The sequence below is a fragment of the Desulfovibrio sp. genome (genome assembly GCF_019424165.1).
Classification (GTDB): Bacteria; Desulfobacterota; Desulfovibrionia; order Desulfovibrionales; family Desulfovibrionaceae; genus Desulfovibrio.
The window spans coordinates 44,396-70,970 of record NZ_JAHZAA010000006.1; the positions used below are offsets into that span (position 1 = coordinate 44,396).

Annotated in this window: 14 protein-coding genes and 1 pseudogene; 6 read left to right on the forward strand and 9 right to left on the reverse strand. The window is 58.6% G+C overall.

Annotated elements, in window-relative coordinates; genetic code table 11:
- From ahbD to QZ377_RS04225, 4 genes are all read left to right on the forward strand, one after another.
- Positions 1 to 1,184 (forward strand): heme b synthase (ahbD, locus tag QZ377_RS04210; protein WP_291439816.1); only part of this gene is annotated, 1,184 nt, incomplete at its 5' end.
- A 65-nt stretch (positions 1,185 to 1,249) separates the two neighbouring features.
- Positions 1,250 to 1,705, forward strand: coding sequence for an AsnC family transcriptional regulator (locus QZ377_RS04215; protein ID WP_291439861.1), 456 nt, complete (start codon positions 1,250 to 1,252; stop codon positions 1,703 to 1,705).
- A 645-nt stretch (positions 1,706 to 2,350) separates the two neighbouring features.
- Positions 2,351 to 4,504, forward strand: a complete 2,154-nt coding sequence (locus QZ377_RS04220) for a methyl-accepting chemotaxis protein (RefSeq protein ID WP_291439818.1) — start codon at positions 2,351 to 2,353, stop codon at positions 4,502 to 4,504.
- A gap of 295 nt (positions 4,505 to 4,799) precedes the next feature.
- On the forward strand, positions 4,800 to 5,936 hold the full coding sequence (locus QZ377_RS04225) for a D-alanyl-D-alanine carboxypeptidase family protein (RefSeq protein WP_291439820.1): 1,137 nt from the start codon (positions 4,800 to 4,802) through the stop codon (positions 5,934 to 5,936).
- A gap of 330 nt (positions 5,937 to 6,266) precedes the next feature.
- On the opposite strand, the gene QZ377_RS04230 is transcribed toward QZ377_RS04225, so the two are convergent.
- The 5 genes from QZ377_RS04230 to epsC form a co-directional block, all read right to left on the reverse strand.
- Positions 6,267 to 7,805, reverse strand: coding sequence for a YifB family Mg chelatase-like AAA ATPase (locus tag QZ377_RS04230; protein WP_291439822.1), 1,539 nt, complete (start codon positions 7,803 to 7,805; stop codon positions 6,267 to 6,269).
- A gap of 34 nt (positions 7,806 to 7,839) precedes the next feature.
- Positions 7,840 to 8,460 carry a signal peptidase I gene (gene lepB / locus QZ377_RS04235; RefSeq protein WP_291439824.1) on the reverse strand — a complete coding sequence of 207 codons (621 nt, stop codon included), beginning with the start codon at positions 8,458 to 8,460 and terminating at the stop codon, positions 7,840 to 7,842.
- A gap of 544 nt (positions 8,461 to 9,004) precedes the next feature.
- A complete protein-coding gene (locus QZ377_RS04240; RefSeq protein WP_291439825.1) occupies positions 9,005 to 10,315 on the reverse strand; it encodes an NCS2 family permease in 1,311 nt (436 codons plus the stop codon).
- Positions 10,316 to 10,727: 412 nt separating this feature from the next.
- Positions 10,728 to 10,883: a hypothetical protein gene (locus QZ377_RS04245; protein ID WP_291439826.1), complete on the reverse strand. Its 156-nt coding sequence runs from the start codon at positions 10,881 to 10,883 to the stop codon at positions 10,728 to 10,730.
- Positions 10,876 to 11,787 carry a serine O-acetyltransferase EpsC gene (gene epsC / locus QZ377_RS04250; RefSeq protein ID WP_291439827.1) on the reverse strand — a complete coding sequence of 304 codons (912 nt, stop codon included), beginning with the start codon at positions 11,785 to 11,787 and terminating at the stop codon, positions 10,876 to 10,878. Before epsC ends, QZ377_RS04245 begins: the two co-directional genes overlap by 8 nt.
- 173 nt (positions 11,788 to 11,960) lie before the next feature.
- Between epsC and QZ377_RS04255 the strand changes: the two genes are divergently transcribed.
- Positions 11,961 to 12,146, forward strand: coding sequence for a hypothetical protein (locus QZ377_RS04255; protein WP_012623923.1), 186 nt, complete (start codon positions 11,961 to 11,963; stop codon positions 12,144 to 12,146).
- Between the two features lie 497 nt (positions 12,147 to 12,643).
- Entirely contained in the window at positions 12,644 to 13,573 is a 930-nt protein-coding gene (locus QZ377_RS04260) for a phosphoglycerate dehydrogenase (protein WP_291439829.1), read from the forward strand.
- Between the two features lie 384 nt (positions 13,574 to 13,957).
- Here the strand turns inward: QZ377_RS04260 and QZ377_RS04265 are convergent, their stop codons facing one another.
- The 4 genes and pseudogenes from QZ377_RS04265 to QZ377_RS04280 all read right to left on the reverse strand — a co-directional run.
- Positions 13,958 to 22,867 carry a VCBS domain-containing protein gene (locus QZ377_RS04265; RefSeq protein ID WP_291439830.1) on the reverse strand — a complete coding sequence of 2,970 codons (8,910 nt, stop codon included), beginning with the start codon at positions 22,865 to 22,867 and terminating at the stop codon, positions 13,958 to 13,960.
- Between the two features lie 1,355 nt (positions 22,868 to 24,222).
- The gene (locus QZ377_RS04270; protein ID WP_291439831.1) at positions 24,223 to 25,278 is read right to left on the reverse strand and encodes an NAD(P)-dependent alcohol dehydrogenase; all 1,056 of its coding nucleotides are present in this window, start codon (positions 25,276 to 25,278) and stop codon (positions 24,223 to 24,225) included.
- Between the two features lie 387 nt (positions 25,279 to 25,665).
- Positions 25,666 to 26,388: an energy transducer TonB gene (locus QZ377_RS04275; RefSeq protein WP_291439833.1), complete on the reverse strand. Its 723-nt coding sequence runs from the start codon at positions 26,386 to 26,388 to the stop codon at positions 25,666 to 25,668.
- Positions 26,385 to 26,575 (reverse strand): annotated as a pseudogene (locus QZ377_RS04280) (protein TolR); the annotation flags it as partial. The gene QZ377_RS04275 and the pseudogene QZ377_RS04280, both read right to left, overlap by 4 nt.

Sequence of the window (26,575 nt, forward strand, 5' to 3'; positions counted from 1 at the left end):
GCAAGCACGGCGCCCATTCCGGCGGGCATCCGGGGGGGCATCCCGGCGGTAATCCCGGCGGTCAGGGCATGAGCGCCCCCCTGCGCACCCTTGAAGACGGCAGCCCCGCCTGCCGCCTCATCGCCTGGGAAGTCACGCGTTCCTGTAATCTGGCCTGCAAGCACTGCCGCGCCGAGGCCCATCCCGAGCCGTACCCCGGCGAGCTGTCCACGGCCGAAGCCAAGGCCCTTATCGACACCTTCACCGAGGTGGGCAAGCCCATCATCATCTTCACCGGCGGCGATCCCATGATACGCCCCGATGTGTATGAGCTGGTGGCCTACGCCCACAGCAAGGGGCTGCCCTGCGCCTTTTCGCCCAACGGAACCCTTATCACGCCGGAAACCGCGCAAAAAATCAAAGACGCTGGCGTCAACCGCTGTTCCATCTCCATTGACGGGGCGGATGCCGCCAGCCACGACAGCTTTCGCGGCGTTCCCGGTGCGTTTGAAGCGTCCATGCGTGGTATTGAGTACCTCAAGGCCGCGGGCGTGCCGTTTCAGATCAATACCACGGTCACACGCAACAACCTCACAAGCTTCAAGAAAATATTTGAGCTGTGCGAGCGTATCGGCGCGGCAGCCTGGCACATCTTTCTTCTGGTTCCCATGGGCCGGGCCGCAGGGCTGGCCGATCAGGTGATCACAGCCCAGGAATACGAAGACGTGCTGCACTGGCTGTATGACTTTCGCAAAACCACCAAGATGCACCTCAAGGCCACCTGCGCGCCGCACTATTACCGCATCATGCGCCAGCGGGCCAAAGAAGAAGGCGTGAGCGTCACCCCCGAAAACTTCGGCATGGATGCCCTCACGCGCGGCTGCCTCGGCGGCACGGGCTTCTGTTTTATCAGCCATGTGGGGCAGGTACAGCCATGTGGTTATCTGGAGCTTGATTGCGGCAATGTGCGTGAAACGCCCTTTCCTAAAATCTGGCGCGAAAGCAAGCACTTTTTGCAGTTCCGCGACCAGTCCTGCTATTCGGGCAAATGTGGCGAGTGCGAATACCACAAGGTCTGCGGCGGCTGCCGCGCCCGCGCCCACAGCATGGACGGCGACCACATGGGCGAGGAACCGCTGTGTACCTATATTCCGGCCAAAATGCGCAAAAAAGGCCGGGACGGCAAGCCCGGGGAGGAAAAATAATGACCACGCAAACATCCGCCGCCAGCGGCAGCCCCACACAGCAGGGCAGCGCCGCCCTTGCCGACATGGACAGCATGGACAGGCAGTTGCTGGACATCATCCAGACGGGCTTTCCCCTGTCGCCCCGCCCCTACGCCGAACTCGGCCAGCGCCTGGGCCTGGACGAGCAGGAAGTGCTCGACAGGGTGCGCGGCCTCAAGGCCCGCAAGATCATCAGACGGCTCGGAGCCAACTTTCAGTCCGCCAAGCTCGGCTTCGTTTCCACCCTGTGCGCGGCCAAGGTTCCCCAGGATAAAATGGATGCCTTTGTGGCCGAAGTTAACGCCAAACCGGGCGTTACCCACAACTACCTGCGTGAGCACAGCTACAATATCTGGTTTACCCTTATAAGCCCGTCGCGGGAAGAAGCGCAGGCCATTCTTGACGGTATTACCCAGGCAACGGGCGTACCCATTCTTAACCTGCCCGCCACAAAGCTGTTTAAAATCCGCGTGGATTTCCGTATGGATAATGACAGCTAGGGCATTCCAGAGCAATTACGCTTCAAACGACTGCCTGACGGTCAGCAACGCCGCCCCTACAACCATTTGGCTACAAGGATTTGGAGACAAATGATCGTAAGGCATTTCAGATGTGAAGTGCCTTACCCCCTGGCGACATGAAGCCCCGGCGCCAGCAGTACGCGCACGTTGCTGGCTGACCACACAGCTTCCCTGCGCCGGCCCTGACGGCAGGCGCAGCCCGTGCCACCGGCAGGGCAGATCCAGACAAAACCACCATAGACCTGTCTGCGGCGGCAGCGCCGTTCCCGACAGGTTCACTTCGCCAGCATATCTCCGGCCCGCCTTTGCTCACGCAAAGACGGGCCGGATTTTTTATGTATCTTTTTTCTGCCCACATGCAGTACGAAAGAAAAACACTGTTAACGCATGGTGCTACAAAATTAAAATGTGTGTTAAATGCTACAGATACGATAAACATTCCCCTTTACAGGAATGTTTATCTTCATAACTATATAAAATATAAATGCAATTATTTTTTTCCTTCTCTTTTTATCTTTTTTTATATAGTACTGAAGGTAATAGCAACTACACTACACATCCATAACAGACAGGATATCTTGCAGAAACAAAAGCAATAATCATTACTATTGCAGGAGTGTTCTTATGAATATGTCAGTCCGCTACAAGGCGTTACTGCTAATCGGTGTTACCATCATAATTGCGCTGACCAGCTATGCCATCCTGTTGCGTAACATGAATGATATGGAAGAACGCTACAGCGACAAAACACGCCTTGCTGTGGAACGGCTCATTGCCACTGAAGCTGAAAAAATCAATACCTATATGACTGTCACGCAGGACGGCGCGGCGGGCATCGCCATTGCCGGCGAGGCCCTGTGGATGGTTCGGGGCCAGGATACCGCCGAGGCCGCCCAGGCCGTCAAGGATTACCTCAAGCTCAATATTGCCCGATATCCCAAGGCTGTGGGCTGCGGCATGTGGTACGAGCCTTACGTTTTTTCTCCCGGTGAGGCCTATTTCGGCTCCTATGCCCGATGGGAAAACGGCAACGTGGCTCTGACCATGGAATATAACGAAGCCGATTACGACTATCACAAACAGGATTGGTACACTCAGGCCATTCCCGCCCAGTGGGACCGCAGCAAACAGCGCCCCGACCGTGTGTACTGGTCAGCCCCGTATCTGGACGAAGCCTCAAACACGCTCATGATCACCGTGGGCGGCGTCATGTACAGCCCGCACGGGCGCATCATCGGCATGTCCACCCTGGACGTGAGCATTGAAGACCTGCGCAAGACCGTAGGCAGCATAAAAATCACTCCGGCGTCCACCGCCTTTGCCGTAGATATGCGCAGCGGCCTGATCGCCGCCTACCCCGCCGATAACGCCTTGCTGCTCAAGCCCATGGAAAAGCTGCCCTTCAGTGATGCCCAAAAACTGCTGGGCTCTGTGCCGCCCAACGGGCAGACCCGTTTTGCCGCAAGCATCAACGGGCAGCCAAGCACGGTTTTTTACAGCGTTTCCCCTACGGGCATGGGCCTTGGCATTGCCATCCCCGATGCGGAGCTTTACGCCGAAGTTCACGCGCTTGCGTCGTTCAACCGCAATACCGCCCTGGGCGCGGCTGGCGCCCTGCTGATATTCTTTGTTTTCATCGGTCTGGCCCTGAACAGGATCATCATCAACCCCATCCTGTCCCTGTCGGCCTTTTCGCGCTCGGTGGCTGAAGGCAGGCTTGATACCCCCGTGGCTGAAAACTACAAAAGCGAATTCGCCGTGCTGCGTAACGCCATGGCTGCCATGCTGGATACCCTGAAAAACAAGATGCAGGAGGCGGAGCGCCGTACTGAAGAAGCCCACGTCAATGCCCAGAATGCCGAAGCCTCACGCCACGCGGCGGAACAAGCCACCGCACAGGCGCAAAAGGCCCGCAGTGAAGGCATGCGGCAAGCCGCAGGCAGCCTGCGCACTGTGGTGGCCGTGACGGAGAGCACCTCCGCGGAGCTTGCGCAAAAGGTCAATGCATCCAGCCAGCGGGCCGAAAGCCAGTCCCGCCGCGTGGCCGAAACGGCTACCGCCATGGAGCAACTGAGCGCCGCAGTACTGGAAATTTCGCATAATTCGAGCACAGCAGCCAACCTTTCCGAAGAATCCCGTGCGGCAGCCGAGCAGGGTACGGAACGGGTTTACCGTGTGCTGCGCGACGTAAACACGGTGCATCGCGACTTCCAGTCCGCCTACGGTTCCGTTGACGATCTGAGCGGCAAGGCCAATGCCATCGGAACCATCGCCCGCACCATTGAAGATATTGCGGACCAGACCAACCTGCTTGCCCTCAATGCCGCCATTGAAGCCGCCCGCGCCGGGGATGCCGGACGAGGCTTTGCAGTCGTGGCCGACGAGGTGCGCAAGCTGGCAGAAAAAACCATGACGGCCACCAAGGAGGTGGGACAGTCCATCACAGACATCCAGCAGGCTGCCGGAAGTACCCTGGTCAGCATGGACAACACAAAAAACCTTCTGGGCCAGGCCATGCAGGATGTGCAGGGGGCAGAAGACATGCTGCGCCGCATCTCGGCCCTGGTTATGGATTCCACCGACCAGATCCGCGCCATTGCCACGGCTGCCGAGCAGCAGTCCGCCGCTACGGAAGAGGTCAACGCCTCCATCATGGATATCAACCGCATTTCTGAAGAAACAGCGACAGCCATGCAGGAGGCCGCCGCCGCTGTGGACGAACTGAGCAGGCAGGCCGCCGCGCTCCGCAACCTGACCGATCAGCTGGAACAGAGCTAAAGAACCGTAGCGGCGCACAGCGTCTGTGCAGGGGCTGTTTCTAAACCGAATTCGTACCGTAGCCAGAAAAACTTTTTTGGTCAGGCTGCGGCAACAGATTTTTTAGAAACAGCCCCTGATCCGCTTTCCCGATGCATGCGCAATCTCTTGCCATGACGGGGCAACTTTAGTACACAGGCCAGAAGTATTTTAGTAAAATTCTAAACTTTTTCTTCATATATCTGCCTGGCCCGCAATCCGGATCGGCCCGCGCGGTCTGCCCTGCTGTTCGTCAGGCTTAGCCCAAGGACGCCCCATGCCCAGCCGTTACCGCCACAAGAGGTTCAGTTTCCTCAATGTGCTTGCGTATTCCTTTATGTTTCTGCTGCTGGCCTGCCTCTTGCGTCCCGGCCCCGGGCATGCCGCTCCGGCCATTCCCGAGCATGGTTTTCTGGAAACCAGCTCTGCCATTCTGTACGACCTGGACCATGACGTCATTCTTTTTGAGCAAAACGCCGATCAGCGCATTGCCCCGGCATCGCTGACCAAGGTGCTCTCAATGTTTCTGGCCCTGGACAGCGTGAATCAGGGCAAACTGAGCCTGGACAATGCCGTAACGGTCAGCCGCGCCGCCGCAGGAACAGGCGGTTCACGCATGGGCCTGCGGGAAAATGACGTGGTGAGCCTTGAGCAGTTGCTCATGGGCATGGCCGTGTCGTCGGGCAATGATGCCAGCATGGCTGTGGCGGAACTTGTGGGCGGTTCGACTCCGGCTTTTGTCGCCATGATGAATGCCAAGGCGCAGGCCCTGGGCATGCGCGACAGCCAGTTCCGCAATCCCCACGGGCTGCCCGCCAAAGGCCAGTACACCACGGCCCGCGACATGCTCACCCTGGCGCGCGCCTATCTGCAGGCCTATCCCCAGGCCCTGCGGTTCCACAATACCCACACCATCAGCCACAAAGGGCGCGTTACCTGGAACAAAAACCCCCTGCTGGGCCAGTACCCCGGTGCGGACGGGCTTAAAACAGGCTGGGTCAACGCTTCGGGCTACAACCTTATCTTCACGGCCAGCCAGGGCCCCAGGCGCCTGCTGGCCGTCATTCTGGGCGCGCCCGACTCGCGCACGCGCGGGGTCGAGGCTTTTCGCCTGCTGGATGCCGGGTTTCAGGTATGCGGCAACAATGCCGCATCCGTGGTGGCAGCCCTGGATTGCCTGCCCCCGGAACGCTATAACCCCGACATGCGCAAGACTGCCCGTGAGGCACGGCGCATGTACGCAGGCAGCGATGCCGCGCCGCGCAAAAACGTGAGCAAGGCCAAGAGCGGCAAGGCCCCACAGGCCAAGCAGGCGGCCAAGGCCAAGCCCAAAAAGAAAGAGGCGCACAAGGCCGCACGGCAAAAGCGTGATTCCGGCCAGGCAGCCAGGTCCGGTTCCGGACGGGCGGGCTAACCGTTTCAGACGGACTGCGCACCTGCCGGACCGGCTGCACCACGTGCACCACGGGATGCAGTATCCCGCTCCACCGTATCGCAGAGCCACAGGCTGGAAACGGGCACGCGAACAAAAAACTTCCGCCGGGCAAGCACTGTCCGGCGAAAGTTTTAATTTCAGGCCAATATGTTACCGCGCGGTCAGGCTGGCGCGTGGATCAGACCGGGATTCAAGCCAGATCAAGATGGCAACCGGGCCGGAATAAACGCCAAACCAGCCTTGAGGCCGGGCAGCCAAAGCACGATAGAGGCTGACGCACGAGCCGGGCCGGGGTAAAACCCGTGCGGCTCAGGCCATGCCGCCCTGCCCCCGGTCCAGAACACGCAGGGCTACGGCCTCGGCCAGATGCGCGGCATCAATGCTTTCCGCCCCAGCCAGATCGGCAATGGTCCGCGCCATGCGCAATACCCGCGCACAGGCACGGGCCGACAGGGCAAGGCGGTTCATCGCCGCCTCCATAAGATCATGCCCCGGAGCGTCAAGGGCGCAGTGGGCATCAAGCAGCGCGCCGGAAAGTTCCGCATTACAGCGCGGCCCGTCCGCACCATAACGGCGCTTCTGCACGGCCCGGGCAGCCAGCACCCGTTCCCGCATGGCCGCCGAACCGGCCCCGGCCCTGCTCTGGCGCAAATCCGCATAGGGTACGGCGGGAACCTCCACATGCACATCAATGCGGTCCAGCATGGGACCGGAGATTCTGGCCTGATATCGCGCCCGCTGGTCCGGGCGGCAGACGCAATCATGCGTCGGATCGCCGTAATAACCGCAGGGGCAGGGATTCATGGCCGCCACAAGCATGCAGGCGGCGGGAAAAACCACACTGTGTGAAGCACGTGCGATATGCACAGTGCCGCCTTCCAGAGGCTGGCGCAGTGATTCCAGCGCGCTCTTCTGAAATTCAGGCAGCTCGTCAAGAAAAAGCACCCCCCGATGGGCAAGGCTCACTTCGCCCGGGCGGGGCAAGGCCCCGCCGCCCACAAGGGCCACGTCCGAAATGGTATGGTGCGGCGCGCGAAAAGGCCGTTGGCGCACAAGCCCCCCGTGACCGGACAACTTGTTTGCCACGCTGTAAATCTTGGTGACTTCCAGGGCTTCTTCAAAATCAAGGGGGGGAAGAATGGTAGGCAGGCGCTGGGCAAGCATGGTCTTGCCGCTGCCCGGAGGCCCCAGCAAGAGCACGTTGTGACCTCCGGCCGCGGCGATTTCAAGGGCGCGCTTGGCAGCTTCCTGCCCTTTGACCTCCGCAAAGTCCACGGCATATTCCGCTGGCGGCAAAGCCGCTTCGTCCGGTTCCGCCACGGCCTCAAGAGGTTCAGCGCCTGCCAGAAAGGCGGCACACTGCGCAATATTGCGAGGGGCATACACCGGCAGGCCGCGCACCACGGCAGCCTCGGCCGCGTTGCCCGGCGGCACGATAATGCCCGCAGCGCCGCATTGCCGCGCCAGCAGGGCCAGAGGCAGAATACCGCTGACCGGGCGCAGATCGCCGCTGAGCGAAAGCTCGCCAGCCATGAAAAAACGCTGCAAGCCTTCGGCGGGAATGCCTCCGGAAGCGGCCAGAAGCCCCATTGCCAGGGGCAGATCATAGCTGGCCCCGCTCTTGCGCCGCCATGCGGGAGCGAGATTAACGGTTACCCGCGCCGGGGGCAGCTTGAAGTTTGCCGCACGCAAGGCGGCAAAAACGCGGTCCTTGGCCTCGCGCACAGCGGTTTCCGCCAGGCCCACCATGGTGAAACCCGGAAGCCCCTGGCGCACATAGTCCACTTCCAGTTCTACGGGATAGGCATCAACGCCTTCAACGCCGCCGCTGTTCAGCCGGACCACCACAGGGCCTCCTTGCCGCGCTTGAGCCGCAGGGCGGCTATTCCACTTTTTTGCCCATGCGGTTCCAGCGCATGTCGTCAAGCCCGCCCCAGGACCAGTAAATGCGCCATGCCTTGGCGCGTATGGCGCTGCGGTCCACAAAGCCCCAGAAGCGCGAATCCAGCGAGTTGTCGCGGTTATCGCCCATGACAAAATACTTGCCTTCAGGAACCGTCACCGGGCCGAAATTGTCGCGCACAGGCTCCACACGGTCAGGCTGCGTAAAGCGCGTATAGCTTTCCTTGACAGCCTCGCCATTGCGGTACAACTGCTTGCCGCGCACCTCAATAGTATCGCCGGGTACGCCCACAATGCGCTTGATGTAGTCCACACTGGGATCGTTGGGATATTCAAAAATGATGACTTCGCCGCGCTGCGGGTCATCACCCCTGTAAACATAGTGATTGGTAAAGGGAATCTTGATGCCGTAGGCAAATTTGCTTGCCAGCAGATGGTCGCCCACCAGCAGGGTTTGCAGCATGGATTCAGAAGGTATTTTGAAGGCCTGCACTACAAAGGTACGGATAACCAGGGCAAGCAGCAGGGCCACAAGCAGGGCCTCGCCATATTCGCGCCAAAGGGGCTTCTTGGGGCGCGCCGATCTCAAAAGCGTGGTCATGAGGTGCTGTTCCTTGTTGAGGGCATTTTACCTTGAAACGCCTGCCCGAAGGCAGCGTATTACTGCTGTTTCAGCCGCGCGCCGCTTTCCTGAACGCTGCACGGCGCAAGCGCCCGCCTGTTCCGGCAGTTCCGGCCGCCGTGGCATTGCCGCCAATGGCGGCAGCTTTGCCGTTTTCGGCGGTCTGGCCTGGCTGATGCACGCCTTTCGGAAAATACGCACAGGCTCCCGGTGTGGAAATAGCCGTAAGGCCTTCCGAAACTGCCGTAGCCCGGTGATGCGCGGTTGCAAAGTATGCACTGATGCGCGCCCAAAGGCAAGGTACACATGCCTGCGCCACGGGAAACACTGCCGGAAACACTGCCGTTAATGCGGCAATGCGCCCCAACCCCCAAAGCATCTGGCGGCCCCGGATACGCTCCGCAGACAAGTCGCGCAGGCCGCGCCTGCATAAACCGGGACAGACAGGCGGCCAAACAGACAGCCCCGACGCCTGCGGTGCAGGCATCGGGGCAATATTGCTGACATGTCCGACAGGGTAACCTTACGGCAAGCGCAGGGCAAAGTTGATGATAAAGCACAGCGCAATACACAGCATGACCAGGTTCAGGTCCTTGAAGCGTCCAGCCAGGGCCTTGATGCCCACCCAGCTCACAAAGCCGAAACCAAAGCCGGTGGCAATGTTGAAGGTCAGCGGCATGCTGATGATGGTCAAAAACGCGGGCAACGCCACGGTAAAGTCCTTGAAGCAGATGCGCCCCACTTCCTGCATCATCATGGCGCCTACGATAATAAGCACCGGCGCGGTGGCGTAGGCAGGAACCATGGCCACCAGGGGCGAGAAAAAGAGCGCCAGAAAAAACAGCGCGGCAATGGTCACGGCGGTAAGCCCCGTGCGGCCACCTTCTGCAACGCCGGCGGCGCTTTCAAGGTAACTTGTGGCCGTGGTGGCGCCCATGACGGCGCTGGCCATAGTGGCCATGGAGTCGGTAATAAGGGCCTTGTCGAGATTTTCGATATGGCCGTCTTCGCGGATGAACCCGGCCTTCTGCGAAAGACCGATGAGCACGCCCATATTGTCGAAAAGGTCGACCATGGTCAGGGTAAAGATAATGGAGATAAGCCCGTGGTGCAGCGCGCCCTTGATGTCCATCTGCATGAAAGTTTCAGTGGGCATGGGCAGGCTGGTGGAGAATATGGGCCCCTGGGGCAGGGGCGACACGCCGAGGGCTATGCCGGCTACCGTGATGACCAGAATACCGATGATCATGGCTCCGCGCACGCGCAGGGCCAGCAGGCCGCCAATAAGCAAGATGCCCACGATGGAAAGCAGGGTTCCGGGATTGCCCAGATTGCCCAGCGTCACAAAGGTGGCTGGATCAGCCGCCACAAGGCCGCAGCTTTTCATGCCGATAAAGGCGATAAAGGCCCCGATGCCCACCACAATGGCATATTTGAGATCCATAGGCACGGCATTGATGATAAGCTGGCGTATGCGCGTGACTGTGAGCAGCAGAAAAACCACGCCGGAAATAAACACGGCTCCCAGCCCGGTCTGCCAGGAATACCCGGCCGGGCCACACACATAGTAGGCGAAAAATGCCGTGATACCGAGCCCCGGAGCCACGCCCACAGGAAACTTGGCCCACAGGCCCATAACCAGGGTGGCGACAATGGTCACCCATATGGTGGAGGCCACGGCGGAATCTTTGGGCATGCCCGCGTCAGCCAGCATGCCGGGAACCACGAAAATGAGGTAGCACATGGCCATGAAGCTGGTGAGTCCCGCCAGCATTTCCCTTTTGACCGTGCTGCCCCTCGCAGCGGGATTAAACAATTTTTCCAGCACACTCATGACGTTTTCTCCTTCTGTGCGACGCCGACCGGGGCATGGAAAGCCCAGACCACCCCTGCCCGCAAAACAAAAACGCGCTCCATACCCGATATCCCCGGCGCTGTCCGGCCGGTTGCAATGCCCTGATGCCAAACGTCTGCCGCCGCCTTTCGGGCGGCAGCCCGGAAAAAATACCGGCATGCCCGGTTCGCCCGGCAGCGCGGGTATGAAGCGGAAGTGGGCCGCAGATAATGCCCGCCCTCTTGATGAAGGCGGCAGCATGCCACAGAGCGCAGACCATGTCCATATGAGGCAAAACATGAATCGCCCGTAAAAACAATCCCCGGCAGCAAAGGCTGCCGGGGCATCATTATTGAAAGGCATACACTGTCAGGTGCAACGCCCGCCCTCTTGATGGAGGCGGCAGCGCGTCCTACCTGCCCACACCGATGCCCATCTGCGCCTGCCCCTTGGGCTGCACACGCACGCCCTGCCCGCAGCCGCTCAAGGCCGGTCCGGCCAGCAGGCACAGCAAAACAAGGCAACAGAGGCCGCGGCGCTTCCTGATCAGGCGTAACAGGTCAGCCACGGGGCCGCTCCTGCAAAATGCGTCCGCCCTCGGGTACATCCTGGGTAATCCACACGTTGCCGCCGATGATGGCCCCCTTGCCGATGGTCACGCGACCAAGAATGGTGGCTCCTGCGTACACCGTGACATTATCACAAAGGATGGGGTGCCTCGGTATGCCCTTGGTGAGTGTGCCGTCCGGATTTTTGGGAAAGGACAAAGCCCCAAGAGTCACACCCTGGTAAAGGCGGCAGTTGCGCCCGATAACACACGTTTCGCCAATGACCACGCCTGTGCCGTGGTCAATAAAAAACTCTTCGCCAATGCTCGCCCCGGGGTGCAGGTCAATGCCTGTGGCCGAATGCGACATTTCAGAAATAATGCGCGGTATCACCGGCACGTTGAGCCTGTACAGCTCGTGGGCGATGCGGTGATGCAGCATGGCCTGCATGGAAGGATAGCAGAATATGGCTTCGCCAGGGCTTGTGGCCGCCGGGTCGCCCTCGTAAGCGGCCTTGGCGTCGCCCGCCAGCAGACGCCTGATCTCCGGCAGGCTGTCCATAAAGGCGATGGCGGCTTTTTCGCCGTCTGTTTCGCAGGAGGTGCAGGGACTGCCCTCACCCTCACAGCCAAAGCAGAAGCCCCGCACAATCTGTTCGCACAGCATGCGGTAAATGGTGTCGAGATTGGCCGACAGGTGGTAGCGCATAGATTCGCGCCATACCCGCGCAGGGCCGAAATAACCGGGGAAAATGGCCGCCCGCAGCCTGTCCATCACTTCCGAAAGATCTTTCAGCGACGGCATGGCCGCGCCCGCTGCCGGACGATGCCACACTGCGTCAAGAGAAGACGGATGGCAGAGCCGCTCGACCACACTGTCAAGCAGGGGCATGGCCGTAGCCTTGAGGTCGCGCAATTCACTCATAGCAATATCCTGTGTTTTTTCTCTTGTACACGTTCACGCCCGCCGCCGCAATACAGGCTACGCTTTGCCCGCGTTGAAAGGGCAAAATCACTACCGGCAAAAAATGTCTAAGGCTTGTGGTTTTATGGCCGATAGGAATAGTGCGGGCGGATTTTCCCGCAAAGGAGCATGCCATGAATGACGTACAAATGGGCATGAGCGTGAGCATAAGCCGGGAGGCGCTGGATTTTCAGGCCAGTATGGCTGCCGCCGTTATCAACGGCAGCATCAGCAAAGGGCAGGAAATGCAGGCGCTCATGGATAAAAATGCCGGTCTGGCAGCACAGGGCATCGGCAACAGGCTTAATATCGAAGTATAGCGTCCGGCCCGGAGCAGTGGAACACGACTGCTGCCCCGCGAAAGGCTGTAATGTGCACTGCCAGGTGTGCCGGGCTTCTCCCGCACGGGGTCTGCAAAAGGCCGGGCGGCACAGTCTGTGCCACACGCATCTTGCCACATTGCAGCGTTCCGGCAAAACGCTTTTGTAAAAGAGGCTTCTTTTTCGGAAAGGAGCCTCTTTTTCATAATCATTCGCACACGGTCCCTGACAGGCAGATGCATATAAAAAGCCGTGCTTTTGAGGGCCACTCCGCCCCATCGCCGCCACCGCACCCCCCGGCGCAAGCTGTCACGCGGCAAGGGTTGCGCGGGGCGCCGCGTGCCGCCCTCAAGGCGTTTTGCGGCGGGGCTGCCCTGCCACAGCATACGGCGCGTTGACAATTTACGGTCTTGGAGTAAGCCTGTAGGCCAGCCGCTCGGCATTTTTGCGGGCTTTTGCCCAGCCCTGCGCCCACTCCGCCCCCAAGAGGTACTGTTGTGAAAATTCTTGTTACTCCCCGTTCCTTTGGCAAAACCAATCCCGAACTGTTTGACCGTCTGACGCAGGCCGGTCTTGAGGTAGTGCGCAACGACACGGGCGGCATTCTTTCTGCCGACCAGATGCGTGAAAAACTGGTCGGATGCCAGGGCGTCATCCTGGGGGTAGACCCTATGAGCGCCGACGTGCTGGCCGCCGCGCCGGAACTGCGGACCATCGCCAAATACGGCGTAGGCCTGGATAATATCGACCTTGAAGCCTGCAAACAGCGCGGCATTGCCGTATCGCGCACGGTAGGAGCCAACAGCAACGCTGTGGCCGACTATGCGCTGACCCTCATGCTTATGGTGGCGCGCAAGGCCGGGCTTATTGACCGCCGCTGCCGTGAAAAAGACTGGGGCAAGATCACCAGCATTGACCTGTATGGCAAAACCCTGGGCATCGTAGGCCTTGGAGCCATCGGCCGCTGCGTTGTCAAACGGGCGCAGGGCTTCGGCATGAACATTCTCGGCCATGACATCGCATGGGATGATGCCTGGGCCAGTGCCGAAGACGTTGAGCGCGCGGACATGGACCGCATCTGCCGCGAAGCCGATTTCATTACCCTGCATACGGTGCTGACGGACGAAACCCGCAACTGCATCAGTGCCGGGCGGATAGCCATGATGAAAAAAACCGCGGTCATCATCAATACCGCTCGCGGCGGCCTTATTGATGAAACGGCCCTGCTGGCCGCCCTGCAGGAAGGCCGCATCTATGGCGCGGGCCTTGATGTTTTTGAGCAGGAACCCCCGGCGGACCCGGCCTGGTATGCGCTGGACAATCTTGTCATGGGGTCCCACTGCTCGTCCTCTACTGCCGGAGCCACAGAGACCATGGGGCGTATGGCCGTGGACAACCTGCTCCGCGACCTTGGCCTGAGCCGTTAGCGCTGTGGGCGCCTGAAATATTTTGTGGGGAAAGGGGCGCTTTTATAAAAGGCCCCTCCCCCACACCCTCCCCCTAAAACGTTTTATTCCTGTTTCCATCTGTTGCAGCAATGGCGCTGCCCTGCGCCGTGGCCGACAACGGGCCGTACTCGCAAAAGAGTGCGGCCCGTTGTGCATGGCGGACATGCTGTCGCCCATGTGCACCTTGCCCACTGCGGCATGCGGGCAGTCGGGCTTGCGGAACCGCAGAATATGAAAAACTGATAGCCACACGGGGCGCAACAGCACATTTTTTGTGGTGCATCCACTGGCATAAACGCCGAGAGGGCCGCCCGCATTCCTGAATGCGCACGGCCCTCTCACTATACTGTCAGCGATTGACGGTTACGCCGTAAGCGTTACCATGGCGTTTTTAGCCGCATCGCCCTCATCGTCGTGCTTTACAGTCACAACAAGACCGTCATTGTTGGTCCAGACATCGTGACCGCCGATGCTTGCGCTGTCGTCCACACGCCAGCCCTTGGCATGGTCAAGAACCACCTGATTATCTGCATTAAACGTGATGCCCTTGTCAGCCAGACTGCTCATATTGGTCAGGCTGTTCACGTCCGTTCCGGTCACGACAACTTCAATGCCGCTTGTATTCGTAAAGAGGTCATCAATGCTCAAACCTTCGCCCTCTTTATCACTGACCAGCAGAATGTCCGTTCCCGCGCCACCGTCTATGGTGTCGTTCTTATGGAAAACCAGCACATCATTGCCGTCGCCACCGTACAGGTGGTTATTGCCCTCGCCGCCGTCCAGGAAGTCGTTGCCCGCACCGCCGAAGAGGTAATCGTCACCTGCGCCGCCGGAAAGGTGGTCGTCACCTGCGCCGCCGTACAGGTGGTCGTCACCTGCGCCGCCGGAAAGGATGTCATTGCCGGAGCCGCCGGTGAGGTGATCGCTGCCGTCGTTGCCGAAAATCAACTGATTCTCTGTGGCATCGGCATTACCGGACCCGGCAGTGAAGGTGATGCCGACATCAATGCTGCTGCTGGCGCCAGCACCGTGGTTGTCATTCACCGTGTAGCCAAAACTGTCTTTCAGTTCCTGACCGGCAGCATGCGCCTCAGCCAGCCTGACCAGATTGTCATGGCTTGTATCCAGCTTGTATTCATAGGCGAGATGTCCGGCGTTATCGCTGAAGGTCAACGTGCCAAAGTTGCCCGAGATGCTTGTACCTGCTTCAATGACAGCGTTCGTCCCGGCATGGGCATAGGCGAGCGTGTCATTGGCATCAGCATCCGTAGCGAGTTCAAAGACATGGCTGCCCGTACCCCAGGCCGCATCGGGGATAAGGCTGCTGCCCAGAGTCAGGCCTACGGTAGCAACAGCGGCGGCCACAGGCGCGTCGTTTCTGCCGGTAAGGCCCAGAGTCAGGGTCTGCTCCGCCTTTGCGCCGTACTGATCCTGCACCACGACGGTGAATGTGCCGATATGCGCTGTTTCCGGTGTACCATCATTCTTCAGGCCCAGTGCCGCCAGCTCTTCCCTGCCTGCATCATTGAGTGTAAACTCGTATTTGCCGTCATTGCCAAGGGTCAGGACGCCGTAGCCATCCAGCACATATGTGCCGTCCGTGCCGGCCAGGGCCGTGCCGTCCTTTTCAACGGAGTACGTCAGCGTGTCGCCGTCGGCATCAGCGGCAACAATCGAACCGCTGACCGTGTAAGTGCTGCCGTTGTCTGTGATGCTCACGTCCACAGGTTCGGTCGTGATGGTGGGGATGGTGTTGGTTCCCGTGATGGAGACCGCAAAGTCGGCGGAAGCTTCACCACCCTTGCCGTCATCAGCGTTGATGCTCACCGTGACATCCAGTGTTTCGCCCTTGTTGATCAGGGCCAGGGCAGCCTTGTCGCCCACAAACCTGTAGCCGGTGCTGCCACTGTTGGAATCACCCGCACTGTCCAGCTCCATATGGCCCATCTTTACCGCGCCGTCAGTACCGGGAGCGCACTGCTGCCACTTGCCGTCAGTATTCTTGAAGGCATAGATGTCCAGCACAGGCTTGCCATCCCCGGCCACAACACTGTCTATTCCTTGGGCTTTGAGTGTCAGTGTTACCGTGTCATTGGCGTCCACATCCGTGAACTCCAGCTTGCCGCCCACAGTGTAATCTTTATCAAAGTCGCCGTGCGTGAGGTCGCGCAGCGCGCCAGCCCCGGCAGCGCCGCTGCCGTCCACATTATGCAGGCTGATGACCGGGGCGTCATTGGTTCCCGTAATGGTAATGGGCAGTTGCGCCGTAGCCGTGCCGCCGTGACCATCACTGACCACAACGGTAAAGGAGATGTCCCTGGTCTCGTCCTTGCCGAGAGCCTGCACAGCTTCACTGCTGGTATTGAGATGGAACTCGTACGTGCCGTCCTTGCCCAGAATCAGGGTGCCGAGCTTTTCGCCACCATCCATATAGTCGAGCATGCCCGTGGCACTGCCCTTGATGGCGTAGGTGAGGGTGTCCGGCCTGCCGGAACTGTCCACATCAGGATCGGTTGCCTGCACCTGGCCAGTAACGACCATTGCCGCACCGCCATCCTCGATGACCACATGTTCCGAGCCTTCCGCCAGCAGGATTTTGCCGTCTGCGCCCGTAAGAATGGGATCATCATTGGCGTAGTCGAGGCTGGCTTTCATGTCGACAGTAACCCGGTTCTCCGCACCATCACCATTGGAAATGGTCAGCTTTGCCGTGTCTTCGACGATGCCCCTGTAATTGGTGCTATCATCGCCGTCAGGAGCCTTGTAGGTATAGGTGAACTGGCCGTCTGCACCCTTGGTAATGGTGAAGATGCCGCCCTTTTCGCCCTCAACGGTGTATGTGCCATCACCATTGTCAGTGAAGCTTTTACCGGCGCTTGGCGTGAGGCTCTCCGTTTCGCCCGCGTCAATATCCGCCACCGTGAAGGAACCTGTGGGGTCGGTATGCGTCCAGCCGCCATCCTCTTCCTTCAAGGATACCGTATCGCCCTGTGAAACCACATACGGCGCGTCATTGGCACCCTTGATGGTGATGGTGATGGTGGACTCTTCTCCCTTACCGTTCCTGACTGTAAACGTCTGCTCTATCGTGTCGTGAGCAGTCAGTTCCTGCACGGCCCTGCTGTCGTTATTAAGGGTATAGGTATATGTGCCGTCAGGCAGCAGGGTGATGGTGCCGTAATCGGTGACTATGGTTCTGGCGCTGAGGCCCGAAGCGCTGTCATCGGCCCCCGCGGACGTATAGCCCGTCAGACGCAGGGCCAGATCAGTGCCGTCGCCCATATCACCGGAAACGTGGAGTACCCCGTCTTCCTGCACTTCTGCCGCACCGGGAGTGAGCGCCATACCGTCATGGCCCGTGCCGCCCCCCGGGCCTTCGCCCGAACCGCCGCCCGGAATGGGCTTGGCGGTAATAACCACGGGAATGGTCTTGTCGGCCACGGCATTGTGGGGGTCACGCACATAGATTTCAAAGGTTTCTGTTACACGCTCAGCGACATTATCATTCAGCACATAGGTGTACTGGCCGTTGGGCTGAACAACCAATGTGCCGTACTTGCCCTCGTGGCTCTGCACCACGTTGCCGTCCTTATCCACAAAGAAGAACTTGAGTGAGTCGGCAGCGTCGTCCACGTCAGTGGCATACGAAGAAACATCGCCCGTGGCGGGGTCAAGTACGGTGGCGGTATCGGCAATGCCTTCACCGGTACCCAGCTTGCAGGACTCGAGATAGTCCTTCAGGGCGTCTCTGCCCGCACCATCAGTGGCAAGAATATCCTTCAATGCCGTTTGCACGGCATCATAGAACCAACCCATATCGAATTGCCCTGATGCATAAGCATTTATGGCAGAAGGCATGTTATATCCTGCGGTTCCAGCCACAGAGCCAAGAAATTTTACAAGCCAATTAGCTGTGTCATATCCGCCCGTTTCATCTTTCCATGCTTGTTGGGCTTGGGCTTCCTCTACAAGAAAATTCTTGATCTCCTGAAGAGAACTGTCTTCCAGCACTCCTGTAACATCGGCCTCCGTTACAACCATGCTAGGCATATCCACCACCGGAGCATCATTGGTACCCTTGATGGTGATCACAAGATCCTGCGTGATATCAGCGCCGGCAGTGTCTTTTCCGAGCGTTACGGGAATGGTGATGGTGATGGACTGCCCGGCCTGCAGGGCATCAAAAGCGCCATTGTCCGTTTCGCTTTTGGTGAAGGCATAGTTGCCGTTTGCGTCCACGGTAACTGTACCGTAGCCCTTGACGGCATACGTGTTGCCGCTCCGTTTCACTTCCGGCGTTTCCGGAATTGCCCCGGCGCCGCCGGCCGATACGGCGGCATCGCCGTAGGTATAGCCATCGGCCTTGTACGTATCGCCCTGATCAACGTCGTGCCAGCCGAGCTTGCCGCTCATGTTGCCGCCGCTTACGTCCTCATTGGCGCCCAGTTTTTCCGTATCGCCCTTCCAGTTGAGGATGCCCTGCACGTTGCCGGTAACGCCGTCTTCCGTGACGGTCAGGCTGTTGTTGGTGAGCCAGCCCGCGTTATCTTTGCCGTGGATGGTAATCTCAATGGGTTTGATTTCAGAATACGCGCCGTCGGCATCCTTGACGCGCACGTAAAAAACGTCGGTAACCGTCTTGCCTTCGGCAAGAGTCGTCAGGTCAGCCGTGCGCTCATATCTGTATTCGCCGGTGGCCTGGTCAATGGTCAGGCGGCCATACTGGCCCTGCAGGACGGGGCTGTCGCTTGTGTAATCTTTTTCGCCCGTTACCAGAGAGAAGGTGAAGCCATTGCTTACGGCTTCATAATCGCTGTCGCCGCCCTTGTTGCCGATACCCTGCTCAACGTCGGCAACTTCAACCCGGCCCACCAGATTCTTGCCGTCGGTGTTTTCGGTAATTTCGTCGGTAATTTCGATCGTACCGCCCTTGAGGCTGTCGACGTCAAGGGTGGGCCTGTCGTTGGCGCCCGTGATGGTGACCTTTACCGGGGCTTCAGATACCGTCTTGTCCGCAAACGTGTCCTTGACAAGCACCGTGAAGCCGTCGTTCACCTTGTCGCCAAGGTTCATTTTCTGCACATCAGGATTTGCGTTGTCCACGGCGTATTCGTACGTGAAGCCGCCCGCGTCATCACGCGCGATGGTCAACGTGCCGAACTGCGTATCAATGGTAAAGGCGTTCTTTCCAGCGGCTTCAGCGTCAGCCATGCGCTCATTGAGGTCATGGCTCTCATTGCCGACCTTGATGATATAGTGCAGTTTTGTGCCTTCAGTATTGGGGGCTTTATCCAGCTCCGCCTGATCCTTGGCATCGGTATCGGTAGCGTGGATACGGCCCGTAGCCGTGGGCACGCCCGCGCTGCTGTCCTTATATTCCCGGGCATCGGCATCAGGCACCGTGCTCTTGGGCATTACGCCTGCTTCAATGAGCTTGTGATCCTGATTCAGATCGCCTGTATTGATAAAGGTGGGATCATCACCGCCCCTGATGGTGAACGTGACGTCGCCTGCCTGCTTGTCATACGCACCCTGTGGGTCACGTACCGCAATCTTGAAGGATATGTCTTTGGTATCCGTTTCGCCCATGGCCTGGACAGTGGGCGAGGCATTGTTCAACGTAAAGGTGTAGGTTCCCTTGCCGCCGCTGCTGCTCATGTTCAGTTCGCCAAGGTAGTCACCCGAAGGCTTGGTGGCGGTAAGGCTGCCATCAAGGCCCACATAAAAACTGGTAGCCACACTGCTGCCGTCATCACCAACAAAGTAGAATTTCAGATTGGCCTGATCGCCGGAATCCACATCCGTGGCAGAGACAGTGCCGGAAATACGCGTTGTGGCGGAAGCGTTCAGATCCTGCGTTATTTCGTCGCCCTTCGTCCACTGCAGTTCGCCCAGCATAGGCGCATCGTTGGTTCCCCTGACCGTAATGGTGATGGCGTTGTCGAATGATGTACTGCTGTTGCCGTCGCTGGCCCTCACCGGCACGCTGAACGATGCGGACTTCCCTTCACCCAGGGCGTTGACCTTGGGGCTGTCCATATCAAGCACAAAGGTGTAGGAACCGTCGTCCTTGAGGTAGAGCGTGCCATAGTCATTGGTGATAACGGTGCAGTTGCTGGCCGTATAGCCGGCAGGCGCGCCGGAATCGGGGAATGAGCCGGAATTGTCCAGCTTGTATGTGAGCGGATCGTTTTCGTAGTCCTCGGCCTTTACCGCGCCGCTTACGCTCTGCTTGAACGTACCCGCGCCGGGATCAGCGGCGTCGGTGTTTGTCACCGGATTGAGTTCGTCCTGATTAAGCGGGCCGGAGTCACCACCTGCGCTGTACACGCCGTCGTCCTTGACAGTGCCAACACCCTTCTGGCTGAGCATATAGGGCGCATCATTGGCGCCATTGATGGTCAGCGTGACGGATTCGTGGGCATACGCGCCCTTGTCGTCCACCACAGCCACGTTGAAATCCAGTGTTTTCGTATCAACCGTGGTCATTTTCTGCACCACGGGGCTGTCATTATCCAGCGTAAATGTATACGTGCCGTCAGCGCCCATGATCAGCTTGCCGTAGGTTTCGCCGCTGACCGGATCGGCGGAAAGGGTGACGCCACCCTGGCCGTCGCTCACCACATACAGGGTGCTGTGCAGGGCCGCGCCGTCAAGCGTGCCTGCATCTCCGCCAAGGGTCAGGTGATAGCTGAGGGTATCGCCCTTATCCACATCCGCACCGTGAACCGTGCCGCTGGCCGAAGCCACACCGGCTGCGCCGCCAAATGCACCTTCTGTAACGGTGAGGCTGCTGTCGTGAGATGTGATGGTGGGTGCGTCATTGCTGCCATTAACAGTGATTGCAATGGTCGGCGCTTCGCCCGCCTTGTTGTACTCCGTGCCGTCATGCACGGCAGGTGTAAAGGCAAGGTCGACCTTGTCGCCCTCGGCAATGGAATCGGCAATGCCGTCATTTTTCAGCGTAAATGTATAGTTACCGTCCTTGCCCATGACCAGCTTGCCGAGATAGCCCGGGACATCGGCAGTGGCGGGATCGCTGCTGTAAGCAGGCGTCCATGCGCCGTCTTTGTATTCGGCGGTTACATAGATGGCGGCCTCGCCCTCGCCGCTCGTGCCGCCGAACTGCTTGCCGTGTTCATCCACAAGGCCGTAGGTCAGCGTATCGCTTGCGCCGTGACCGTCCACATCCCTGGCCGCAACACTGCCGCCCGTGGTAAAACTGTCGTCCGTGGTTGCCGCGTTTTCCGCGCTGTGCAACACGCCATCGCGCTTGCCTTCGGCGTATACGCCGCTTTCTTTGACGCTGTGGGAGGCGTCAGCGCTGGTAAACACGGGCGCGTCGTTGACGCCATTGATAGTCAGATGGATGTTTTCCTGGGCATAGCCGCCAACCGCGTCCATCACCACCACAGGAACCGTGACCTCCAGAGAGGACCAGTCCGGGCCGCTACCGGTTTTGGAGCTGCTGTCGTCCAGTGCCTGGGTGCAGGGCGCGCCATTGTTCAGCGCAAAGGAATAGTCGGCTGAAGCGCCGCTGCCCGTAATGGTCAGCGTGCCGTAGTAGTTGCCGTCGGCCGGGGCTTCGGTTGCAAAGGCATACGTCAGTTTTCCGTCAGCTTCGCCCGCGGGAACCACATACAGCGTTTCCACCATGGTGCCGTTGTGGTTAAAGCCGTAACGCAGGGTCGCGCCTTCATCGGCGTCCACATCCGTAGCTGTGATGGTGCCTGTGATCGTGTTGACAGAGGCATCTTCGGTGACGCTGCCCGGCGCTGTTTTTGTCCATGAACTGCTTTCCACCGTAGGCAGGTCATTGCTGCCCTTGATGGTGATCACAAGGTCGTTGACGGCAGAGGACGCGCCGTCGGCATCCGGACGGGTAACCCCGGCATTGCCGTCTGTAGCGCCGTGGTTGTCGGTAACCGTGGGGCGCAGGGTGAGGGTAATTTCTTCGTTTTCCGCCAGCCTGTTGGTGGCGTCGGCATCCTTGTGCAGCGGAAAGGTATAGCTGCCGGCGTCCGCACCCGTGGTGACCAGGGTCAGCGTGCCATAGTCGGTTTCGATAACAAGAATGCCGTCAGCTTCGTTCACGTCCGTGACCGTGATGGGGGTCGTGCCGTCGGGCAGCATGCCCAGCTCGGAACCCGCCGCAAGGGCGCCGCCGTTTTTATCCACAAAGCCGAAGGTCAGTTCCGCGTCGCTGTCCGGGTCCTGGGCAATGACTTTACCGCTGACGGAAAGCCGCATCTGCCCGTCTTCTGTGCCGGGGGTATGGATGGCCGCATTTTCGTCCGTACCGATGGTTCCTGTTTTCTGATCGCCCTGCCTGCCGAAGACGCCGTCATCCTTGACGGTATGGCCGTCAGCGCCACCGATGTCACTCACCACGCCCGTGATATCCGGCGCATCGTTGCTGCCGGTGATAACCACATTGACGGGCTGGGTGACCGTATGCCCCATGCCGTCATTGACCGATATGACGATACCGTCGGTAACCTGCTCGCCTTGCGCCAGCTGGTCTGCCTTGCTGTACGGATCTTCCTTGAGGGTATACTCGAAATCAAAGGTGACGTTGGAACCACGGCCGCTGGGCGTGATGACCAGCGTACCGTAATCGCTTTCAACCGTGGTGGGACCATCAAGACTGACCGCCACAGTTTTGCCGCCAATGGTTACCGTGGCAGTGAGGCTGTCACCATCAGGATCGCGCACGGTAAAGCTGCCTGCGGTGCGCACCGGGGCTGCGCTTGCGGTGCTTACGCCGTCCCAGCCGGTTTCTGTAAGACCAAGGGTAATGGCCTCGCCGCCGGTGCTGAGCGTGGGGGCGAGATTGTCAATAACGCCATACGCCCACTCATCGTCAGTTTGCGGGGTGTCAAAAGCCAGACGGTAATCAAGCTCATTAAGATGCCAGACGCCTTCAGCAAGCCCCATATCGGAGTATTCGCTGTACCTTGCGCCACGCTCGGCAGATGCGGGACCTGCGGCAGGCACAAGGTCAGGGCCGAAAGCCTCAAAAAAATCTGTTCCAGCAATAAGCTGGCCGTCAATCTCAAATTCCGGCAGGGCTTCTTTATTATACGCCCCGTAAAAATTTTGCAGTTCTATGGACGCACCATCATCAAAGTGAAAAAACAGGCTACTGGAACCTTCGGGCCGGTCAATGCTTACCTGATCTGCCGGAAAATCCAGAACCAGGCGGGCATCAGGAGCGCTGGGGATAACAAACTGCTGTCCGGAGGCCGGGCGAGAAAGCTTAACGTCTGCCATAATAATGCACCCTTTGCTTACAGACATCTGATATAGAATATCTGATTAAAAAATACGTACAAAAATAAAAGGGATTCCCCGCATACAGCATGCGGGCGCAATCCAGAATATTGCAAAAAAGGTACCAATATAGGGAGAGAGACTGAAAGAGAATCTTTCAGCGCAAAAAAATACTTCTCCTGAATGCGCAAAACAACGATTCAAAAGAAAATTTTCTGCAATAGCGAACAACTAAAAAAGATAGTTGCCCGCTATATAAATGGAGACATCATGAGGAAGCCCACGAGGCGACTTCCGCTACAGATACAAGAGTAGAGATGCCCGACGCTGTAAGCAATCGGAGCGGTAATAAAACCCATTCTTGTTTCCGGCAAACGTACTGTGTAGTTTTTCTTGTTTTCTGTCAAGGGACTATAGTTCGCACCACAGGTTTTATTATCTGCTATGCGTAATTTCAACGCCGCCCCATGCCCGAAAACCCCCGCCGCAAAGGTACATTGACACCTCGAGTAAATGCCCCACAATCATGCCTGCATGCGTTGCAAATCGCAGGCCAACCGGCCGCACAGGCTTTTCCACAAGCACGAAAAAGCCCGAAGCCTGCTGATAAAGCAGGCTTCGGGCCATATATATTGCACAGCGACTACAGAAAAACGTATAAAATATCCAGGATAACCAGGCTGGTCAAAAGCCACACGCGCAGCGGACAGGCGCTATCCGGGGTGCCGCGTACCTTGTGTGGGTATGGGCCTGCCGCTGCGGCGGCCCCGCGCGGCGCGGAGGTGATACGCCCAGGAGCAGAAAAATCATGGTCATGGGGTGAAAAGCCTGCAAGGCAAACTTCATGGCCACATACGAACCACCCCAAAGAACGGTGGCAAGTATGGCGGCGAGCGGTCCGGCATAGCTGTAAGAATTCGCCCCAGGCATGGCAAAACCCCTTGCAGAAACGTTTGACGGCAAATGACCGTGGCTGTTGTTATTCCTTATGGGAAGAGTAGCAGCAATTTAACATCTATCAAGCTTAAATATTTAGCAAAGGTTCCACATAGGGGGAATGTTTTGCCACGGCCTTCCTTTTTCTGAAAGCATCGGGCCGGGCCGGTTCTGCGCATGCACGCCAATAGCGCCTGCGGCCCGCAGAACAGTGCGCCTTACGGTGTGCAGCAGGGCAAAAACGGCATACAGGCGCGCGCCGGGGTCAACGCGCAAAAGCGGCGTACTGCCCGGCAAGGCAACACGCCGCTTTTACTCTTGAAAAGGATATGCCGTGAAGAACGTACCGACAGCCCCGCCCCGGGAAAACCCCGGTTTTTTCAACGGGTGTTTGCCGGATCAGGGCCAGGCGGCCTCGATTACATGACCACAACCGGCTTGATCATATCGCGCGGCTTGTCTTTCATCATCAGAAGCGCCTTTTCGATATGTTCGATACCCTGAAAACGATGGGTCAGCAGCGGGGCCACATCCAGACGCCCCGTAACCAGCAGGCTGGCGAGTTTTTCCATACGCAGCCGCCCGCCGGGCATCAGGCCGCCGGCCACTGTTTTGTGGCCCATGCCGCACCCCCATTCCACGCGGGGAAGCTTGACGGAATCGCCGGAGCCCAGATAGTTGACGTTGCCGATGCGGCCTCCCGGCTTGAGCACACGGATAACCTCGGCAAAAGTATCAACATCGCCGCCTGCTATAATGGCCTTGTCAACGCCCTTTCCCCTGGTTTTTTCCATAACCTGGGCAGCAATATCACCATCGTGATAATTGATGATATCCGTTGCGCCGTAATGGCGCGCCGTCTCAATACAAACAGGCCGCGAGCCCACAGCGAAAAGCTCGCCCGCTCCGCGCAAGGCGGCCCCGGCCACGGCCATAAGCCCCACCGGACCGATGCCCACCACCAGCACAGAATCACCATACTGCACATCAGCCAGCTCCGCACCATGCAGGCCTGTGGGTACCATGTCGCTGAGCATAACGGCCTCGGCAGGGTCAATGCCCTGCGGCAGATGGGCCAAATTGCCGTCAGCATCATTTACGTGAAAGACGTCGGCAAATACCCCGTCTTTGAAATTTGAAAACTTCCATCCGGCAAGCATGCCGCCGGAATGCATCGAAAACCCGGCCTGGGCTTCCAGCGAATTCCAGTCCGGCGTAATGGCGGGCACAATAACCTTGTCACCGGGCTTGAAATCGCGCACAAGCGCGCCCACTTCCGTGACCTCTCCCACAGCCTCGTGGCCCAGGATCATGTCATGCCGGTCGCCAATTGCTCCTTCCCATACTGTATGCACATCCGAGGTACAGGGTGAAATGGCAACAGGCCGCACCAATGCATCCAGGGGACCGCACTGGGGCTTTTCCTTTTCGATCCAGCCGACCTGGTTCAGAGACAGCATCGCGAAACCTTTCATGATAGCGCTCCTTCCGGTTATTTGTGTATTCAAACAATCGGAAGTCCTGCAATTTATGTCAAGTTCTTTTTTTCACATTTTGCCGGATACAGTCTCGCAAGCGCATGGAATGACGGTCAATATCGAAATAAAAATAAAATAATCAAAATGTTATACTTCGATCCTTCAGGAGATGCATTGCGCCATCCCCCCCTTGAGCAGCAGGTTTGCGCGCATACCCATACAAAAACAGTATATAAAGTTGGCAGCATAAAACATGTCGTGAAACAAGGGGCAATCACCCCTGGCTGCAAACCATCTCCCTCGCTGCAACATTCGCAGTATTGAAGACCGTGCAAACAGACCAGTCTCCAGCGGCGCAAAAGCGCAGCCGGACCTGCCGGGCGGCTAGCGCAAGGCAAAATTATAGGGAATATTTACGACAGTATTGACCGGGCGGCCGTTGACCTTGCCTGGAACAAAACGGGTCTTTTTTGCTGCGGCCAATGCGGCGTCATCAAAAACGCCCTCTGGCGTGGAAGTAATAACGACGCAGCGTTGCGGCTTGCCGTCCGTATCCACCACAAGCTGTACAAGCACCCGCCCCTGTAGCTTTTTTCTCCGGGCGCTGTCGGGATACACGGGCATGGCCCGGCGTGAAATGGACGGCCGCTGGTCCACGGCATCTTCCGCATACGGGCGCGTGGGCTGACTGTCCTGCGCTTCGCTGCCGGAGGCTGGCCCTCCTGCCGCAAGCGGTGCCTGCGGTGTCCCGGCAACGTGCCGTGGCTGTGGCTCCGGCGTCTGCCGGGGCGCGCGCTCCACAGGTTTTTCCGGCCGCTTTTGCGGGCGCTTTTTCGCAGAGATGCGTACTTCATCAACAGGCGGTTTTACGGTTTCCGGAGCGGCCTTTTCAAGGGGCGGCTCAGTCGCGTCCGAAGATGCCGGCGACGGCAGGACAGCCTCTTCCGTGAGGGGAGCCGCCGGGGCAAACTCCGCCAGCGACACGTGGTAGACTTGCACTGGCGGCACGGCGTCCTCTGCCGCAAAAAGCAGCCCGAACCAGAGGATTGCGCCGTGCAGCAGCAGTGAAAACGCCTTGGGCGCAAGCCGGAATTTCAAGAAGCTCATTGCCCGAGCGGCTCCGTCCCCGCTTCTGGCACTGAAGATTCTCCGCCGGGCCTTTCCCCTGCCGTTCCGGGACGCGATTCTGCAATCATGCCGAGATTACTTATGCCCACGGCCCGCACTTGCCCCATAACCTCCATTACAATTCCGTACTCCACCTGCTTGTCAGCTCGCAAAAAAAGCTGCCTGC

Bases quoted from the DNA above. Each gene is read 5' to 3' on its own strand.
- QZ377_RS04215 (WP_291439861.1), top strand. From the start codon at position 1,250: ATGGACAGCATGGACAGGCAGTTGCTGGACATCATCCAGACGGGCTTT.
- QZ377_RS04225 (WP_291439820.1), top strand. From the start codon at position 4,800: ATGCCCAGCCGTTACCGCCACAAGAGGTTCAGTTTCCTCAATGTGCTT.
- QZ377_RS04265 (WP_291439830.1), bottom strand. From the start codon at position 22,867: ATGGCAGACGTTAAGCTTTCTCGCCCGGCCTCCGGACAGCAGTTTGTT.
- QZ377_RS04270 (WP_291439831.1), bottom strand. From the start codon at position 25,278: ATGAAAGGTTTCGCGATGCTGTCTCTGAACCAGGTCGGCTGGATCGAA.
- QZ377_RS04275 (WP_291439833.1), bottom strand. From the start codon at position 26,388: ATGAGCTTCTTGAAATTCCGGCTTGCGCCCAAGGCGTTTTCACTGCTG.
- lepB (WP_291439824.1), bottom strand. From the start codon at position 8,460: ATGACCACGCTTTTGAGATCGGCGCGCCCCAAGAAGCCCCTTTGGCGC.
- QZ377_RS04240 (WP_291439825.1), bottom strand. From the start codon at position 10,315: ATGAGTGTGCTGGAAAAATTGTTTAATCCCGCTGCGAGGGGCAGCACG.
- epsC (WP_291439827.1), bottom strand. From the start codon at position 11,787: ATGAGTGAATTGCGCGACCTCAAGGCTACGGCCATGCCCCTGCTTGAC.
- QZ377_RS04220 (WP_291439818.1), top strand. From the start codon at position 2,351: ATGAATATGTCAGTCCGCTACAAGGCGTTACTGCTAATCGGTGTTACC.
- QZ377_RS04255 (WP_012623923.1), top strand. From the start codon at position 11,961: ATGAATGACGTACAAATGGGCATGAGCGTGAGCATAAGCCGGGAGGCG.